General features: G+C 67.8%; 15 protein-coding genes and 1 tRNA gene. 5 read left to right on the forward strand and 11 right to left on the reverse strand.

Annotated features, from left to right (window positions below):
- Positions 1-40: 40 nt before the first annotated feature.
- From gatB to gatC, 3 genes are all read right to left on the reverse strand, one after another.
- Positions 41-1513, reverse strand: coding sequence for an Asp-tRNA(Asn)/Glu-tRNA(Gln) amidotransferase subunit GatB (gatB, locus tag WS78_RS19195; protein WP_038748572.1), 1473 nt, complete (start codon positions 1511-1513; stop codon positions 41-43).
- A gap of 2 nt (positions 1514-1515) precedes the next feature.
- Positions 1516-3000 carry an Asp-tRNA(Asn)/Glu-tRNA(Gln) amidotransferase subunit GatA gene (gatA, locus tag WS78_RS19200; protein ID WP_038748573.1) on the reverse strand — a complete coding sequence of 495 codons (1485 nt, stop codon included), beginning with the start codon at positions 2998-3000 and terminating at the stop codon, positions 1516-1518.
- Between the two features lie 137 nt (positions 3001-3137).
- Positions 3138-3437 (reverse strand): Asp-tRNA(Asn)/Glu-tRNA(Gln) amidotransferase subunit GatC, encoded by a 300-nt coding sequence (gatC, locus tag WS78_RS19205; protein WP_038748574.1) that lies wholly within the window; start codon positions 3435-3437, stop codon positions 3138-3140.
- A 362-nt stretch (positions 3438-3799) separates the two neighbouring features.
- On the opposite strand from gatC, the gene WS78_RS19210 reads away from it, so the two are divergent.
- The 5 genes from WS78_RS19210 to rodA all read left to right on the forward strand — a co-directional run bounded on the left by WS78_RS19210 (position 3800) and on the right by rodA (position 10259).
- Positions 3800-4843, forward strand: coding sequence for a rod shape-determining protein (locus tag WS78_RS19210; RefSeq protein ID WP_004189550.1), 1044 nt, complete (start codon positions 3800-3802; stop codon positions 4841-4843).
- A 119-nt stretch (positions 4844-4962) separates the two neighbouring features.
- Entirely contained in the window at positions 4963-6048 is a 1086-nt protein-coding gene (gene mreC / locus WS78_RS19215) for a rod shape-determining protein MreC (RefSeq protein ID WP_059583753.1), read from the forward strand.
- Complete coding sequence (mreD, locus tag WS78_RS19220) at positions 6045-6557, forward strand: rod shape-determining protein MreD (RefSeq protein ID WP_038748576.1); 513 nt, start codon at positions 6045-6047, stop codon at positions 6555-6557. Before mreC ends, mreD begins: the two co-directional genes overlap by 4 nt.
- A 196-nt stretch (positions 6558-6753) precedes the next feature.
- Positions 6754-9099: a penicillin-binding protein 2 gene (gene mrdA, locus WS78_RS19225; RefSeq protein ID WP_059583749.1), complete on the forward strand. Its 2346-nt coding sequence runs from the start codon at positions 6754-6756 to the stop codon at positions 9097-9099.
- A gap of 11 nt (positions 9100-9110) precedes the next feature.
- Positions 9111-10259: a rod shape-determining protein RodA gene (gene rodA, locus WS78_RS19230; protein WP_059583746.1), complete on the forward strand. Its 1149-nt coding sequence runs from the start codon at positions 9111-9113 to the stop codon at positions 10257-10259.
- A gap of 397 nt (positions 10260-10656) precedes the next feature.
- On the opposite strand, the gene WS78_RS19245 is transcribed toward rodA, so the two are convergent.
- From WS78_RS19245 to esaS, 8 genes are all read right to left on the reverse strand, one after another.
- On the reverse strand, positions 10657-11448 hold the full coding sequence (locus WS78_RS19245; protein ID WP_059583744.1) for a tetratricopeptide repeat protein: 792 nt from the start codon (positions 11446-11448) through the stop codon (positions 10657-10659).
- Entirely contained in the window at positions 11445-12230 is a 786-nt protein-coding gene (locus WS78_RS19250) for an HpcH/HpaI aldolase family protein (protein ID WP_038748580.1), read from the reverse strand. The genes WS78_RS19245 and WS78_RS19250 overlap by 4 nt, the downstream gene beginning before the upstream one ends.
- Positions 12231-12555: 325 nt before the next feature.
- On the reverse strand, positions 12556-13008 hold the full coding sequence (gene queD, locus WS78_RS19255) for a 6-carboxytetrahydropterin synthase QueD (RefSeq protein WP_038748581.1): 453 nt from the start codon (positions 13006-13008) through the stop codon (positions 12556-12558).
- Between the two features lie 19 nt (positions 13009-13027).
- Positions 13028-13660 carry a 7-carboxy-7-deazaguanine synthase gene (queE, locus tag WS78_RS19260; RefSeq protein WP_038748640.1) on the reverse strand — a complete coding sequence of 211 codons (633 nt, stop codon included), beginning with the start codon at positions 13658-13660 and terminating at the stop codon, positions 13028-13030.
- A gap of 87 nt (positions 13661-13747) precedes the next feature.
- Entirely contained in the window at positions 13748-14482 is a 735-nt protein-coding gene (gene queC, locus WS78_RS19265) for a 7-cyano-7-deazaguanine synthase QueC (protein ID WP_059583743.1), read from the reverse strand.
- Positions 14483-14818: 336 nt separating this feature from the next.
- Positions 14819-14894 (reverse strand) — tRNA-Phe (locus tag WS78_RS19275).
- A 59-nt stretch (positions 14895-14953) separates the two neighbouring features.
- Complete coding sequence (esaR, locus tag WS78_RS19280) at positions 14954-15640, reverse strand: response regulator transcription factor EsaR (RefSeq protein WP_038748583.1); 687 nt, start codon at positions 15638-15640, stop codon at positions 14954-14956.
- Positions 15641-18049: a sensor histidine kinase EsaS gene (esaS, locus tag WS78_RS19285; RefSeq protein ID WP_038748584.1), complete on the reverse strand. Its 2409-nt coding sequence runs from the start codon at positions 18047-18049 to the stop codon at positions 15641-15643.
- Position 18050: the final 1 nt, after the last annotated feature.

Raw genomic sequence — 18050 nt, forward strand, 5'->3', positions numbered from 1 at the left:
CCCGCTTGCTTCAGTTCGGCTTCAATCCGGCGCCGCCCGCTCAGCCGAGCTTCTTTTTCAGGAGCTCGTTGACCTGCTGCGGGTTCGCCTTGCCCTTCGTCGCCTTCATCGCCTGGCCGACGAGCGCGTTGAACGCCTTTTCCTTGCCCGCGCGGAATTCCTCGACCGATTTCGCGTTCGCGGCGAGCACCTCGTCGATGATCGCCTCGAGCGCGCCCGTGTCGGAAATCTGCTTCAGGCCCTTCGCGTCGATGATGCGGTCGGCCGCGCCTTCGTCGGCCGCCTTCTCGTCCCAGATCGTCACGAAGATTTCCTTCGCGATCTTGTTCGAGATCGTGCCGTCGGCGATCCGCTGCAGCACGAGCGCGAGCTGCGCGGCCGACACCGGGCACGCATCGATTTCGATGCCGTCGCGGTTCAACTGCGACGACACGTCGCCCATCAGCCAGTTCGCGGCGATCTTCGCGTTCGCCGCGCCGGCCTTCGCGACCACCGCCTCGAAGTACGCGGCCATCGCCTTGCTCGACGTCAGCACGCCCGCGTCATAGGCGGACACGCCGTACTGCTCGACGAAGCGCTGCTGCATCGCGGCCGGCAGCTCGGGCATCTCGCCCCTCACGCGCTCGACCCAGTCCGCGCCGATCACGAGCGGCATCAGGTCCGGATCGGGGAAGTAGCGGTAGTCGTGCGCGTCTTCCTTGCTGCGCATCGAGCGCGTCTCGCGCTTGTCCGGGTCGTACAGGCGCGTTTCCTGCACGACTTCGCCGCCGTCCTCGATCAGCTCGATCTGGCGGCGCACCTCGAAGTTGATCGCTTCCTCGAGGAAGCGGAACGAGTTCAGGTTCTTGATCTCGGCGCGCGTGCCGAACTTCTCCTGGCCGACCGGGCGCACCGACACGTTCGCGTCGCAGCGAAACGACCCTTCCTGCATGTTGCCGTCGCAAATGCCGAGCCACACGACGAGGCCGTGCAGCGCCTTCGCATACGCGACCGCTTCAGCCGCGCTCCTCATTTCCGGCTCGGTGACGATTTCGAGCAGCGGCGTGCCCGCGCGGTTCAGGTCGATGCCCGTCATCCCCGCGAAGTCCTCGTGCAGCGACTTGCCCGCATCTTCTTCCAGATGCGCGCGGGTCAGGTTGACCGTCTTCGAATACGCGTCCTTGCCGGCCTTTTCGTTGGCGGGCACCTGGATCGTGATCTGGCCGCCCTGCACGACCGGGATCTCGTACTGGCTGATCTGATAGCCCTTCGGCAGATCCGGGTAGAAGTAATTCTTCCGCGCGAAGATGCTGCGCGGCGCGACCGTCGCGCCGATCGCGAGGCCGAAGCGGATCGCCCGCTCGACCGCGCCGCGGTTCAGCACGGGCAGCACGCCCGGCAGCGCGAGGTCGACCGGGCAAGCCTGCGTGTTCGGTTCCGCGCCGAACTGCGTCGACGCGCCCGAGAAAATCTTCGAGACGGTCGACAGCTGCGCGTGCGTCTCGAGGCCGATAACGACTTCCCACTGGGTCATGCTCACACTCCTGCCGGTTTCTGTTTATGCCAGTCGGTCGCGCGCTGGAACGCGTCGGCCACCTGCAGCATCCGGGCCTCGTCGAAATAGTTGCCGATGATCTGCAGACCGACCGGACGCTTCGCGTTCGCGCCGAAGCCGCACGGCACGCTCATGCCGGGCAGGCCCGCGAGGCTCACCGACAGCGTGTAGATGTCCGCGAGATACATCTGGACGGGGTCGTCGCCCTTCGCGCCGATGTCCCATGCGACGGTCGGCGACGCCGGGCCCATGATCACGTCGCAGGACTTGAACGCTTCCTGGAAATCCTGAGCGATGATGCGCCGGATCTTCTGCGCCTGCAGGTAATACGCATCGTAGTAGCCGTGCGACAGCACGTACGCGCCGACCAGAATCCGGCGCTTCACCTCAGGGCCGAAGCCTTGCGCGCGCGACTTCTTGTACATGTCGAGCAGGTCGCGGTATTCCGCCGCGCGGTGGCCGTAGCGCACGCCGTCGAAGCGCGACAGGTTCGACGACGCCTCGGCGGGCGCGATCACGTAATAGACGGGAATCGACAGCTCCGTCTTCGGCAGCGACACCGGCACGAGCGTCGCGCCGAGCGCTTCGTAAGCCTTGAGCGCCGCGTCGATCGCCGCGCGCACGTCGTCGGCGAGACCCGCGCCGAAATACTCGTTCGGCAGGCCGATGCGCAGGCCGGCGAGCGGCTTGCCCGCATCGCCGCCGGCCGACCAGGTCTTGCCGAGGTGGCGCGCGAAATCCTCGCCATCGCGCTCGAGGCTCGTCGAGTCGCGCTCGTCGAAGCCCGCCATCGCGTTCAGCATGAGCGCGCAGTCGGCGGCCGTCTGCGCCATCGGGCCGCCCTGATCGAGCGACGACGCGAACGCGATCATTCCGTAGCGCGACACGCGCCCGTACGTCGGCTTGATGCCCGTCACGCCGGCGAACGACGCCGGCTGGCGGATCGAGCCGCCCGTGTCGGTGCCCGTCGCGGCGGGCGCGAGGCGCGCGGCGACAGCGGCCGAGCTGCCGCCCGAGCTGCCGCCCGGCACCGCGCTCGTGTCCCACGGGTTCTTCACCGGGCCGAACGCCGAGTTCTCGTTCGACGAGCCCATCGCGAACTCGTCCATGTTGGTCTTGCCGAGCGTGACCATGCCCGCCTTCGCGAGGCGCTCGACGACGGTCGCGTCGAACGGGCTCGTGTAGTTCGCGAGCATCTTCGAGCCGGCGGTCGAGCGCCAGCCGCGCGTGACGAACACGTCCTTGTGCGCGATCGGCAGCCCCGTCAGCGGGCCGGCCGCGCCCTGCGCGAGCGCGGCGTCGGCGGCCTTCGCCTGCGCGAGCGTGAGATCCGCGTCGACGTGGACGAACGCGTTCAGATCGCGCGCGGCGTCGATCCGTTTCAAATAGTGCTGCGCCAGCTCGACGGCCGAGCATTCCTTGGCGTCGAGCGCGGCGCGCAGTTCGGTCAGGCTTTTTGCGTGCATTGCGTGGGTTTCCTGGATTCTTCGGCGCGCGGCGAGAAGCGCGCGCCCGGGCGAACAAGCTGGCGAATCGGGCGGCCGGGCCGAAGGCGCGATTGCGGTTGCGGTTGCGGCGACGGATGCGGCCCGAATTCGAGCGTTTACTCGATCACCTTCGGCACGAGGTACAGGCCGTCCTGGACGGCCGGGGCCGGGCGCTGATTGTCGTCGCGATTCACGCGCTCCGTGACGGCGTCGTCGCGCAGCCGCTGCGCGACGGCCTGGATCTGCTCGATCGGGTGCGCGAGCGGCGCGATGCCCGTCGTGTCGACAGCCTGCATCTGCTCGACGAGGCCGAAGAACTCGTTGAGCTGGGCCAGCGTGTGCTCGGCGTCGGCGTCGGCCATTTCGAGCCGCGCGAGGTGCGCGATGCGTTTCACATCGGTCAGGGTCAAAGCCATGCGGTCACCGGAAAACAAGGGCTTGGCGCAGCGTGAAACTTGCGTTGCGTCAGGGGTTGGAAGGCTCGATCGAACCCTCAAAAATCGGGGGCGAAGCGGCGAAAATACAGCCTGTTTCGGTTCAAATACAGCGAAATTATAAGGTATCATTACGCGTTCGACCCAGACCCGGACTGCCCTTGCCGCGCCGCCGCCGCTTTGACGAAGCCGCGCGGGCCTCGCGCCGGTCCCGGAAGATTTCATTCGCAGCTTCGCGGTTTTCAGGCGGCCGCTCCCGCCCGATCCGAGGCTGTTATTTTTCCGCTGCCGCCCTTCGCGCCATGTCCGCATGGGGCCGGCCCCAGAGCGAAACAGGATTCTGAATGTTCGGTTTTTTGCGCAGCTATTTCTCCAACGATCTCGCGATCGATCTCGGCACCGCAAACACCCTGATCTACATGCGCGGCAAGGGCATCGTGCTCGATGAGCCGTCCGTCGTGTCGATCCGCCAGGAAGGCGGCCCGAACGGCAAGAAAACGATTCAAGCAGTCGGCAAGGAAGCGAAGCAGATGCTGGGCAAGGTGCCGGGCAACATCGAGGCGATTCGTCCGATGAAAGACGGCGTGATCGCCGACTTCACCGTCACCGAGCAGATGATCAAGCAGTTCATCAAGACTGCGCACGAGTCGCGCATGTTCTCGCCGTCGCCGCGCATCATCATCTGCGTGCCGTGCGGCTCGACGCAGGTCGAGCGCCGCGCGATCAAGGAAGCGGCCCACGGCGCGGGCGCGTCGCAGGTCTACCTGATCGAGGAGCCGATGGCGGCCGCGATCGGCGCCGGCCTGCCGGTGTCGGAAGCCACCGGCTCGATGGTCGTCGATATCGGCGGCGGCACGACCGAAGTCGGCGTGATCTCGCTCGGCGGCATCGTGTACAAGGGCTCGGTGCGCGTCGGCGGCGACAAGTTCGACGAAGCGATCGTCAACTACATCCGCCGCAACTACGGGATGCTGATCGGCGAGCAGACCGCCGAGGCGATCAAGAAGGAGATCGGCTCCGCGTTCCCGGGCTCCGAAGTCAAGGAAATGGAAGTGAAGGGCCGCAACCTGTCGGAAGGCATTCCGCGCAGCTTCACGATCTCCAGCAACGAAATCCTCGAAGCGCTGACCGATCCGCTGAACCAGATCGTGTCGTCGGTGAAGATCGCGCTCGAACAGACGCCGCCGGAACTCGGCGCCGACATCGCCGAACGCGGGATGATGCTGACGGGCGGCGGCGCGCTGTTGCGCGACCTCGACCGCCTGCTCGCCGAGGAAACCGGCCTGCCCGTGCTCGTCGCCGAGGACCCGCTCACCTGCGTCGTGCGCGGCTCGGGGATGGCGCTCGAACGGATGGACAAGCTCGGCAGCATCTTCTCGTACGAGTGATCGTCTAGGCATCCGTATGTCGCTCGTGCGGCGTGGCAGGCTCGCTCGTTTAGAACGAACCGCCGCGCCGTTCGCGCGTCTGAGCAACATCTAAATCGATCACGCGCCCGGCGCCGACCATGGAATACAGTCCGCCGCCCCTCTTCAAACAAGGTCCGTCCGCACTGGCGCGGCTGATCTTCTTCGTCGTCCTGGCGATCGCGCTCCTCGTCTCGGACGCGCGCTTCAACACGCTCGAAATCGTCCGCGGCGTACTCGGCACCGTGCTTTATCCGCTGCAGCGCGCGGCGCTCGTGCCGCGCGATCTGTTCGTCGGCGCCACCGAGCTCGCGACGACGAGCTCGGCGCTGCGGCACGAGAATCAGCAATTGCGCGACCGCAACCTGAAGCTGTCGCTGCAGGCGAACCAGGCGGGCCAGCTCGCCGCCGACAACGCGCACCTGCGCGCGGTGCTCGAGCTGCGCCAGCAGATCGCCGCGCAGGCGACGCCCGTCGAGATCCAGTACGACACGGGCGATCCGTTCTCGCAGAAGATCATCATCGGCCACGGCTCGCAGGCGGGCATCCAGGACGGCGCGCCCGTCGTCAACGAGGACGGCGTGATCGGCCAGGTCACGCGCGTGTTCCCGCTGCAGTCGGAAGTCACGCTCGTCACCGATCGCGACCTCGCGATTCCCGTCCAGGTGCTGCGCACGGGCCTGCGCAGCGTGATCTACGGCACCCCGAAGGGCGATGCGCTCGATCTGCGCTTCGTGCCGACGAGCGCCGATCTGCTCGCCGGCGACGAGCTCGTGACGAGCGGCCTCGACGGCGTCTATCCGCCCGGGCTGCCGGTCGCGAAGGTGGTGCGCGTCGACAAGCTCGCCGATACGGCCTTCGCGCACGTCGTCTGCGCGCCGATCGCGGCGGTGCGCGGCGCGCGCGAGATGCTCGTGCTGCACTACCGCAACGACATCCCGCCGCGGCCCGCCACCGACGACGCCGCGAGCGACGCGAAGCCGGCGAAGGGCAAGAAGGCGGCGAAGGGCGCGGACAAGAACGCGAAGGCCGCCGATAAAAGCGCGGACAAGGGCAAGGGCACGGACAAGGGCGCGAAGCCTGCGGTGCCGCCGCCCGCGGCCGCCCAGAATCGCCCGGCCGGCGCGGCGCAGCCCGCCGCGCCGCTCAAACCCGCGGCCGCGCCGTCGCAAGGAGCGCCGCGATGAGCCGCCCTCAGTACATCCTGCAGCCCGTCAACCCGTACTTCATCGTCTTCAGCCTCGCGGCCGCGTTCCTGCTGAACCTGATGCCGTGGGGGCGGATTCCGGGCGTGCCCGATTTCGTCGCGCTCGTCGTGCTGTTCTGGAACATCCATCAGCCGCGCAAGGTCGGCATGGGCGTCGCGTTCATGCTCGGCATCCTGATGGACGTCCACGACGCGGGCCTGCTCGGCGAGCACGCGCTCGCGTACACGCTGCTGTCGTACGGCGCGATCACGATCCACCGGCGCGTGCTGTGGCTGCCGCTTGGCGTGCAGATCTTCTACGTCGCGCCGCTGCTCGTGATCGCGCAGCTCGTGCCGTTCGTGATCCGGCTGCTGATGGGCGCCGCGTTCCCCGGCTGGAGCTATCTCGTCGACGGCTTCGTCGAAGCTGCGCTGTGGCCGATCGCGAGCCAGCTGCTGCTGATGCCGCAGCGCCGCCCGGTCGACCCGGACGACACGCGGCCGATCTGACGCGCCGCGCCGCCAGGATTTTCGCGTTGAACGCCCGCCGACCAACCGCCCGCCCGCTCGCCGCCTGCGCACCGCGGCCGCAGCGCGCCGGCCCGGCGGCTCGCGCAGGCCTGGCGGGCGCACCGCGCCGGCCGTGTTCGGCAATGTCCGGCGCGCCGGCGCGGAGGCGAAAGCGCGCCCCTTCATCCGTAATCGCATGACCGAATTCAAGGACACTCAACAGCAGCTCTCGAAGTTCCGCCTGCGCGTCGCGGCGGCGGGCGTGTTCGTGTTCGTCTGCTTCGGCTTGCTCGCCGCGCGATTCTTCTACCTGCAAGTCTGGCAGCACGGCAAGTACGCGCTGCAGGCCGAGGAGAACCGGATCTCGGTCGCGCCGATCGTCCCGAACCGCGGAATCATCACCGACCGCAACGGCGTCGTGCTCGCGAAGAACTACTCCGCGTACACGCTCGAAATCACGCCGTCGAAGCTCACGGACACGCTCGAAAACACGATCAACGCGCTCTCCGAAGTCGTGCAGATCGACGCGCGCGACCGCCGCCGCTTCAAGAAGCTGCAGGAAGACTCGAAGAACTTCGAGAGCCTGCCGATCCGCACGCGCCTGAGCGACGACGAAGTCGCGCGCTTCACCGCGCAGCGCTGGCGCTTCCCGGGCGTCGACGTGCGCGCGCGCCTGTTCCGCCAATATCCGCTCGGCCCGACGGCCGCGCACGTGATCGGCTACATCGGCCGGATCTCGAAGCGCGACCAGGACAAGATCGACGCGATGAGCGACGAGAACGACAGCGATCCGGAAACCTACGATCCGCGCCGCGACGCGAACAACTACAAGGGCACCGACTACATCGGCAAGGTGGGCGTCGAGCAGAGCTACGAGACGGAACTGCACGGAATCACGGGCTTCGAGGAAGTCGAGGTGACGGCAGGCGGGCGGCCCGTGCGCACGCTGTCGCGCACGCAGGCGACGCCCGGCAGCAACCTCGTGCTGTCGATCGACATCGGGCTGCAGCAGGTCGCCGAGCAGGCGTTCGCCGGCAAGCGCGGCGCGCTCGTCGCGATCGAGCCGAAGACGGGCGACGTGCTCGCGTTCGTGTCGTCGCCGAGCTTCGATCCGAATTCGTTCGTCGACGGCATCGACCAGCAGACCTGGGACGAGCTCAACAACTCGCCCGACAAGCCGCTGCTGAACCGCCCGCTGCACGGCACCTATCCGCCCGGCTCGACGTACAAGCCGTTCATGGCGCTCGCGGGCCTCTCGCTCGGCAAGCGCACGCCCGGCTGGGGCTTCCAGGACCCCGGCTACTTCACGTTCGGCGGCCACACGTTCCGTAACGACGTGCGCTCGGGCCAGGGCTGGGTCGACATGAACAAGGCAATCATGGTGTCGAACGACACATACTTCTACATGCTCGCGCGCGATCTCGGCGTGACCGCGATCGCGAACTTCATGAAGCCGTTCGGCTTCGGCCAGCTGACGGGCATCGATGTCCAGGGCGAGGCGCGCGGAATTCTGCCGTCGCCCGAATGGAAGAAGAAGACGTTCAAGAAGGCCGCGCAGCAGAAGTGGTTCGACGGCGAGACGATCAGCCTCGGGATCGGCCAGGGCTACAACTCGTTCACGATCCTGCAGCTCGCGCACGCGACGGCGACGCTCGCGAACAACGGCGTCATCATGAAGCCGCACCTCGTGAAGGAGATCGAGAACCCGATCTCGCGCGCGCGGCACCTGACCGTGCCGAAGGAAAGCGGCGTGATCCCGCTCAAGCAGAACGATCTCGACGTCGTGAAGCGCGGGATGGAGAACGTGGTCGAGAGCCCGTCCGGCACCGCGTACAAGGTGTTCCGCGGCGCGCCGTATCTCGCTGCGGGCAAGACCGGCACCGCGCAGGTGTTCTCGCTGCAGGGCGGCAACTACCGCGGGCACCTGCTCGCCGAACATCTGCGCGACCACGCGCTCTTCATCGCATACGCGCCCGTCGACCATCCGCAGATCGCCATCGCGCTGATCGTCGAGAACGGCGGCTGGGGCGCGCAGTCCGCGGGCCCGATCGCGCGGCGGGTGCTCGATTTCCATCTGCTCGACCGCAAGAATCCGGCGACGGAAGCGGCGGCCGTCGCGGCGGCCGCGTCGGCGACCGAGCCCGTCAACGCGCCCGTGATCGGCGACGCGACGAGGCCCGTCGGCGTCGCGGCCGGTTTCAGGGCGCTGCCGCTGCCGGCGCCCGCGGCGGCGAGCGGGGCGGACTCGACGTCGGGCGCGAGCGGGACGGATGTCGGCCAAGGGAGCGCGAGCGGACGCACAACGGGCGCGATGGGCGCAGCAAGCGCCGTCGGCGGTGCGTCGAGCGCGGCCGCCACGGCCGGCAGCGCCGCGAGCGCGCCGCCCGCGCCCCGCCGGCTGCCGCCGCGCAAGCCGCGCCGCGCGCCGGCGAGCGACGCCGCGACCACCGCCGCCGCGCCAGCCGACCAACGGAAGTCCCCGAGGGACGACAACCGCGCCGCCACCGCCGCCAAGCCGGCGGCGGGCGGCATCGACGAGTAACGGAGACAGGCATGCAATTCGACAAGCGCGCCTCGCTCGACAAGATCAAGCAGATGTTCGAGGGCTTCGACCGGCCGCTCGCGCTCATCGTGTTCCTGCTGCTGTGCGTCGGCATCGTCACGCTCTACAGCGCGAGCATCGACATGCCCGGCCGCGTCGAGGACCAGCTGCGCAACATCATGCTGACGTTCGTGCTGATGTGGGTGATCGCGAACATCCCGCAGCAGACGCTGATGCGCTTCGCGGTGCCGCTCTATTCGTTGGGCGTCGCGCTTCTCGTCGCGGTCGCGCTATTCGGGATGACGAAGAAGGGGGCGAAGCGCTGGCTGAACGTCGGCGTCGTGATCCAGCCGTCCGAGATCCTCAAGATCGCGACCCCGCTGATGCTCGCGTGGTACTACCAGCGCCGCGAAAGCAGCCTGCGCTGGTACGACTTCGTCGTCGCGTTCGTGATCCTGATGGTGCCCGTCGGGCTGATCGCGAAGCAGCCGGACCTCGGCACCGCCGTCCTCGTATTCGCGGCGGGCCTCTTCGTGATCTATCTGGCGGGGTTGTCGTTCAAGCTGATCGTGCCGGTGCTCGTTGCCGGCGTGATCGCGGTCGGCTCGATCGCCGTGTTCGAGGAGCGCATCTGCCAGCCCGACGTCGTCTGGCCGCTGATGCACGACTACCAGAAGCACCGCGTCTGCACACTGCTCGACCCGACGTCCGACCCGCTCGGCAAGGGCTTCCACACGATCCAGGCGGTAATCGCGATCGGCTCGGGCGGCCCGCTCGGCAAGGGCTATCTGAAGGGCACGCAGGCGCACCTCGAATTCATTCCGGAAAAGCACACCGACTTCATCTTCGCGGTGTTTTCCGAGGAATTCGGGCTCGTCGGCGGGCTCGTGCTGCTCACGCTCTACATGGCGCTGATCGTGCGCGGGCTCTACATCGCCGCGCAGGGCGCGACGCTGTTCGGGCGGCTGCTCGCCGGCTCGCTCACGCTCGCGTTCTTCGTCTACGCGTTCGTCAACATCGGGATGGTGAGCGGCGTGTTGCCCGTCGTCGGCGTGCCGCTGCCGTTCATGAGCTACGGCGGCACCGCGCTCACGACGCTCGGCATCGCCGTCGGGCTCATCATGAGCGTCGGACGGCAGAAACGGCTGATGAAAAGCTGATCGAAGCGGCGCGCGATGCGCCGCTTTTTTATGTGCCGCTTCGGTTCGGGCTGGCGCTGGGCGCGGCGCTCGGCGCGGTGAATGGGGCGGCTCGAGGCGATGTACGGCCGCTGGACGGCGTGCCGTTGCCGTCGGCGTGTCGCGATGTCGAACGGGTAAGCCTCGAAGTCGAGCGGACCTCGGTTCTCGGTTCTCGGTTCTCGGTTCTCGGTTCTCGGTTCTCGGTTCTCGGTTCTCGGTTCTCGGTTCTCGGTTCTCGGTTCGTCGTTCGCGGGTTCGCGGGTTCGCCGTTCGCCGTTCGCCGTTCGCCGTTCGCCGTTCGCCGTTCGCCGTTCGCCGTTCGCCGTTCGCCGTTCGCCGGTTCGAATGCTCTGTCGATTCGCGGTTCCCCGCGCGATCAATTCGACGGAGCCGGCGCCTTCGGCGCCGACGCGCCGCCCGGCCCCGCCTTCAGCACGGCCGTCAGCTCGCGGTACTTGAGCGCCGCGGCGTCGTCGCCTTGCGCGGCGGCCGCCGCGTAGTACGCGCGCGCGATGTTGAGATTGCGCACGACGCCGTCGCCGCCGCGCTCGTAGAACGACGCGGTCACGTATTGCGAGACCGGCTCGCCCGCATCGGCCGCGCGCTTGTACCATTCGAACGCCTGGCGGTTGTCGCGCGGCGTGCCGCGCCCGTCGAGAAACTGGTTCGCGAGCGCGAGCTCCGCCTGTACGTGCCCTTGCCGCGCGGCCTTCAGGAACCAGCCGTGCGCGGCCGCCGGATCGCGCGCGACGAACTCGCCGTCGTCGAGCATCCGGCCGTACACGTACTGCGCCTGCGACATGCCCGCGTCGGCCGCGCGCTTGAGCCAGCGCAGCCCTTCCGGCACGTTCGCCGTCACGCCTTCGCCCGTGATCAGCATCATCGCGTAATCGAACGCGGCGAGGCGGTTGCCGCGCGTCGCCGCGTCGTGAAACTGCACGAGCGCGGCGCGCAGATTGCCCGCGTTGTAGTCGGCGACCGCCGATTCCGTCTCGCGCTCCGGATTCGGCCGCTTCTGCGCGCCCGACGCCTGCGCGAACGCGCCGCCCGCCGCCGCGCCGAACGCCGCGCCGAACGCCGCGGCGACGACGAGCGAGCCGACCGCCGCGCCGCGATGCGCATGCCGCGTGCGCGCGAACCACGGCGCGCCGCGACGCTTCCCGTTCATCCCCGCACCTCCTGCAATGCCTGCCGCGTCGCGCGCAGCAGCCACACGACGTCCGCCGACAGCGCGATCACGCGAAAGCCGGCTTCGAGATACTGGCGCGCGCCCGCCGCGTCGGCGGCGAAGATGCCGGCCGGCACGCCGGCGCGCCGTCCGGCCGCGAGCACGTGTTCGAGCGCCGCCGCGACGTCCGGATGCTTCGTATCGCCGAGATGCCCGAGGCTCGCCGACAGATCGGCAGGCCCGACGAACACGCAGTCGACGCCCGGCGTCGCCGCGATCCGCTCGGCGTCGTCGATCCCGCGCGCCGATTCGATCTGCACGATCGTCGCGATCTGCGCGTTCGCGGTCTGCACATAATCGCGCCGCATCCCGTACGCGGCCGCGCGGACGATACCCGCGACGCCGCGCAGCCCGTCCGGCGCATCGGGCGCCTGAAAGCGGGTGAGCCGCACCGCGTGCGCGGCCTCGTCGGCCGTCTCGACGTTCGGAAACATCAGCGTGCGCGCGCCCGCGTCGAGCGCCCGCTTGACGAGCCACGGCTCGCGCGCCGGCACCCGCACGACGGGCTCGCTCGGCAAATGCGCGGCGGCGAGCGCGCGCAGCTGCGCGGCGACGTCGCGGCTATCGTTCGGCGCATGCTCCATGTCGATGCACAGCCAGTCGAAGCCTGCATGCGCGAGCGCCTCGGTCGCCGCCGCGCTCGCGAGCGTGAGCCAGAGGCCGAGCAGCGGCTCGTCGCCGTCGCGCAGGCGCGCCTTGAGGGAATTGGTGAGCGTGCTCATCGGCGGCCTCCTGTCGTGCTGCGCACGAGCGGACTGCGATTCGGAAGAGGGGGCAAGCGGCCGCCGGGCGGGGCGCTGCGCCGCAACAGGCGGGGGCGCGGCTCGTTCGTCGCGGCGGACGATTCACGAGTCGATCATACCGTGATCGCGGCCCGCACGCGGATTCGGAGAATATCGGCGCAAGACCGGGCGACTCGCGGCGGAATCGGAGAAGCCGACAGGTTCGGCGAAGAAAAGGATACGCGCGGCGCAATCGGCCGCCGCGCGGTGCGGCATGCATGTCGAAGCGCGCGCAACGGCGCAATCGCGCCGCGCGCCGCCCGCATCACGCGCGCGATTCGCGCTCGACGTCGGCCCAGCAGTTCGGCGTCTCGTACAGACGCACGCGCTCGAGCCGCAAATTCACGCCGTAATGCGCGTCATACACGTTCGCGAGGATGTCGAACGCGATCGCCGCGAGATTCTCGACGGTCGGAATCCGGTCGAGAACGACCGTCTTGTGATCGGCCATCTTCTCGAGGAACGAGCGCACGACCTCGTCGCGCGCATAGACGAGGAACGCGTGATCCCACTTGCTGACGAGGTGCTCCATCGCGAGCGCCTTCACGTCGGCGAAATCCATCACCATCCCGCGGTCGGGCGCGCCCTCGGTCTCGACGAGATCGCCGCGCAGCGTGACTTCGAGCACGTAGCGATGCCCGTGCAGATTGCGGCACTGGCTGCGGTGATCGGGAATGCGGTGGCCCGCGTCGAATTCGAGTTTTCGGGTAATCAGCACGATGAATGAGGCGTATGGCTCAAGGAATGTTCAGGTACTTGTGCGTCTGCATCGACAACCGCCACTGCGGATGGCGCTTGCACCAGTCGATCGCGAGCTTCGTGTTGAGCTCGCGCGACGGGCCGTCCATCGGCTGCACGAGGAAATGGTCGAAGTCGAGCTTCGCGTAATCGGCAAGGCGCTGGTTGTCCTGCGGCACCACCACCTTCAATTCGTTGCCCTTCGTGACGACGAGGGGCGCGTCCGCCTTCGGGCTCACGCAGACCCAGTCGATCGATTCGAGCACGGGCAGCGAACCGTTCGTCTCGATCGCGATCGTGAAGCCCGCCGCGTGAAGCGCGTCGACGAGCGGCTGATCGAGCTGCAACATCGGCTCGCCGCCCGTACAGACGACGAAGCGATGCGCCTCGCCTGGCGGCCACAGCGACGCGATCTTCGCCGCGAGCGATTCCGCATCCTTGAACTTGCCGCCGTTCTCGCCGTCGGCGCCGACGAAATCGGTGTCGCAGAAACGGCACACCGCGCCGTCGCGATCCTCTTCGCGCCCCGTCCACAGATTGCAGCCGGCAAACCGGCAGAACACGGCCGGACGGCCGGCGTTCGCGCCCTCGCCCTGCAACGTATAGAAGATTTCCTTGACCGTGTACGTCATGCCGCTTCGTTCCAGCTTGCGCCGTTCGCCTTCCGTTACTCGATGAATCCCACCGGCACCCGCGCACCCACGCGAGCGCCGCGCGCCTCAGACGGGCGCCTCCGTCACGCTTTCGCCGCGCAGATACGCCTCGTAGCCGCGCTTGCGCAGCTTGCACGCCGGGCACTCGCCGCAGCCGAAACCCCAGTCGTGCAGCTCCGAGCGCTCGCCGACATAGCACGTGTGCGTCTCGACGCGAATCAACTCGACGAGCGGCTGGCCGCCGAGCTGCTCGGCAAGCCGCCATGTATCGGCCTTGTCGAGCCACATCAGCGGCGTCTCCAGCACGAAGCGCGCATCCATGCCGAGATTGAGCGCGACCTGCAGCGCCTTCATCGTGTCGTCGCGGCAATCCGGGTAACCGGAGAAATCGGTCTCGCACATGCCGCCGACGAGCGCGCGCAGCCCGCGCCGATACGCGATCGCCGCGCCGATCGTCACGAACAGCAGATTGCGGCCCGGCACGAACGTGTTCGGCAGGCCGTTCGACGCCGTCTCGATCTCGATCGCGCGCGTCATCGCGGTGTCGCTGATCGCGCCCAGCACCGACAGATCGATCATGTGATCGTCGCCGAGCTTGTGCGCCCACTGCGGAAAACGCCGCTTCAGCGCGTCGCGCACGCCCTCGCGGCACTCGAGCTCGACGCGATGACGCTGGCCGTAATCGAAGCCGAGCGTCTCGACGCTCTGATAGCGCTCGAGCGCCCAGGCAACGCACGTGGCCGAATCCTGGCCGCCGGAAAACAATACGAGCGCGCCGTTCTTAGCGTCTGTCCGAATCACCGTGATACTCCGTGAATGATGAGCGAGCGCGCCGGCGGCCCGACGCGCGCCGGCAGTGCCGGCCCACCCAGTATAGGCAGCAGCGCGCGGCCCGAAACGGCGCGGCGCTTATGTCGCTCATCGCGCCGCGCTGCGGCGGCGCACGCTCTCGCGCCGTGCTCGGGCGCCGAAACAAAAAAGGACTTGCGGCGCCGCTCGGGCGCGCCCTCAAGCCCTCTAAGTCTTTGAGTCGACGGAGATTTTATCACGCCGCCCCAAAATCGGCCGAAGGCCGGACATGCCGCTCCACAAACGAAAAACCCCAAGAATCTGGCGATTCTTGGGGTGGAATACTGCTGGTGGCCTGGGGCGGAATCGAACCACCGACACGCGGATTTTCAATCCGCTGCTCTACCAACTGAGCTACCGGGCCACGAAGAAAAAAGATTATAGCAATGCGCAAAACACCGATCAAGCCCTTTGCGCAAAAATTTATACCGCGCCTTCGGCCGGCTTCTTGCCGAGCTCGACGCCGAGCTGCTTCAGCTTCCGGTACAAGTGCGTGCGCTCGAGGCCCGTCTTCTCCGCGACGCGCGTCATGCTGCCGTTCTCGCGCGCGAGGTGATATTCGAAGTACGCGCGCTCGAACGCGTCGCGCGCCTCGCGCAGCGGAATGTCGAACGGAATCGCGGCTGTCGTCTGGCCCTCGAACGCCGCGGACGCGTCGTCGTTGAACGTCGGCAGCGCGGCCGCGGACGCGACCGACGACGGCCCCGCCGCCGGCTTCGCCGCCGTGCTCGCGGGCAGCGGCGCCGCGCCGCGCGCGAGGCCGTGCTCGACCGACTTCAGCAGCTTCTGCAGCGTGATCGGCTTCTCGAGGAAATCGAGCGCGCCGATCTTCGTCGCCTCGACGGCCGTGTCGATCGTCGCGTGCCCCGACATCATGATGACGGGCATCGTCAATTGTCCTTGGCTCGCCCACTCCTTCAGCAACGTGACGCCGTCGGTATCGGGCATCCAGATGTCGAGCAGCACGAGATCGGGCGCATGCCGCAGCCGGTAGTCGCGCGCGGCCTGCGCGTTCTCCGCTACGTCGACGACATGCCCTTCGTCGCTGAGGATCTCCGAGAGCAATTCCCGGATGCCCATTTCATCATCTACCACCAGGATGGTTGCCATTTACGCTGCCTTTGTCTGCACAGTTGCTCTTGTCTTGGCGGGTGCCGTGCCGCCGTTCGCTCCGCCCCCGGCGCCCGCCGCATCGTCCGCGAGTTGCAGGAACAGGATCGAGACCTGCGCGCCTTCCACGACGTCGCCGTGCATGCGATTGCGCAAATCGATCCGCGCGCCATGCTCGTCGACGATCTTCTTCACCGTCGCGAGACCGAGCCCCGTACCCTTCGCCTTCGTCGTCACGTAAGGCTCGAACGCGCGCGTCAGGATGCGCGCCGGAAAACCCGGACCGTTGTCCGAGACGGTCAACCGAACCGCGACCCGCGTTTTGCCGTCCGCGTCGGGATCGCCATATTCTACTGTCTTGGTTTCGAGCAACACACGGGGATGCTCGACGTCGGCGACCGAATCCTGCGCGTTCTGCAGCAGATTGTGGATCACCTGACGCAGTTGCGTCGCATCGCCGCGGATCACGGGAAGCGGCGCCTGCTCGACGACGATCGTGTTCTTGCCTTCGCCGACGCCGTAGAGCGTCAATACTTCGCTCACCAGATCGTTGAGCTGCAGATTGACGAGCACCGCGGGCGGCGTGCGCGCGTAATCGCGGAAATCGTCGACCATCCGCTTCATCGCGGCCACCTGATTGACGATCGTCGTCGCGCCGCGCTTGAGCACGTCGGCGTCGGGCGGCGCGAGCTTGTCGGAAAGCTTCATCTGCAGGCGCTCGGCCGACAGCTGGATCGGCGTGAGCGGATTCTTGATCTCGTGCGCAAGCCGCCGCGCCACCTCGCCCCATGCGACCGAACGCTGCGCGGAGATCACGTCGGAGATGTCGTCGAACACGACGACGTAGCCGGACGTCTGCGGATCGTCGGGCTGCCCCGGAGCGGCCGCCGTCGACACGAGCCGCGTGCCGCGCACGAGCAGCGTCAGCGGATCGGCCTCGCCCGGCACCTCGACCGCGAACTGCTGCTGCCAGTGGCCGCGATCCTCGCCGCTGCCCCGGCCCGCCGCCTCGCGATCGGCGAACGCCTTTCTCACCATCGCGCCGAATTCCGCGACGACGCCGACCTGATCGAGCGTCGTGCCGATCAGCGAATTGAACGGCTGACGGAAAATCCGCTCGGCGCCGCGGTTCGCGGTCGTCAGGCGGAACTGGCGGTCGAGCACGAACACGCCCGCCGTCAGGTTCGCGAGAATGCTCTCGAGGTAGGTCTTCGAATGCTCGAGCGCGACGCGGTTCTTCTCGACCGCGAGGCGCGCCTCCGACAACTGCCGCGTCATCGCGTTGAACGACTGCGTGAGGAAGCCGAGCTCGTCGCGCGTCTTGATTTCGCGCTTCGGCGTGTAATCGCCTTCCGCGACCTCCTTCGTGCCCTGCGCGAGCAGGAACAACGGCCGCGCGAGCTGGTTGCCGAGCGCGAGCGCGATCATCATCGCGATGAACGTCGCGAGGAAGAGCGCGAGCGTGAGCGTGCCGATGTACATCTTGCGCAGCCCGCTGCGGCCAAGCGCCTTCTCCTGATATTCGCGATACGCGCGTTGCACCGCGTCGGCGTTGCGCGCAAGCGTCGGCGACACCGGCTGCGTGAGCTGCAGGAAGCGCTCGTCGGGCTGCAGCAGCGACGTCGACGAATCGGGAATGCGCTGCACGACGCGCAGGCGCAGCGCGCCTTTCGAGCCGTGCGCGTGCGGATCGCCGTCCACTTCGCCTTCGATCGCCGCATAGCCGCCATGCTCGCGCGCCTGGCTCAGCATCAGCGGCGTCGGCATGTCGTCCGGGATCAGCGCGGCGAAGTTGCCCGACGCCTGCGCGACGATGTGCACGTCGGGCGACGCGCCCGTGCTGCGCCCCGGCTCGACGATCGTCGCGTCCTGCACGCCGATCTGCTCGCGCAGCCGCAGAAGCGTGAGCGTCGTGCCGTTCGTGTTGGTGTCGGCGCTCGCGAGCTGCTCGGCCATCAGGCGCGCCTTCGTCTGCAAATCCGCGAGCGACGTGTCGAGCATCCCGCGGCCGAGATTCAGGCCCGCGGTGAGCGCCGTCTCGACGTTCACGTCGAACCACGACTCGATGCTGCGCGACACGAACTGATACGACACGATATAGATGATCCCGCCCGGCACGACGCCGACGAGCGTGAAGAACACCGCGAGCTTCGCGAGCAGCCGCGTGCCGAACTTGCCTTTCCTCAGCCGCGCGACGATCATCCCGACGAGCCCGAGCACGACGAGCATGAACACGAGCGCGACGATGATGTTCGCCGAGTAGAGCCACGAGTAGTAGCGATCGAAGAACTCGGTGTTCGCGCTCGCGGCCGCGAGCAGCACGAGCAACAGAATCGCCGTGATCGCGACGGTCGACACGATCACGCGTATGAGGAGGCTCTTTCCGCTCGTCGCGCGGCGGACGCGCATT

The organism is Burkholderia savannae, assembly GCF_001524445.2.
GTDB lineage: Bacteria > Pseudomonadota > Gammaproteobacteria > Burkholderiales > Burkholderiaceae > Burkholderia > Burkholderia savannae.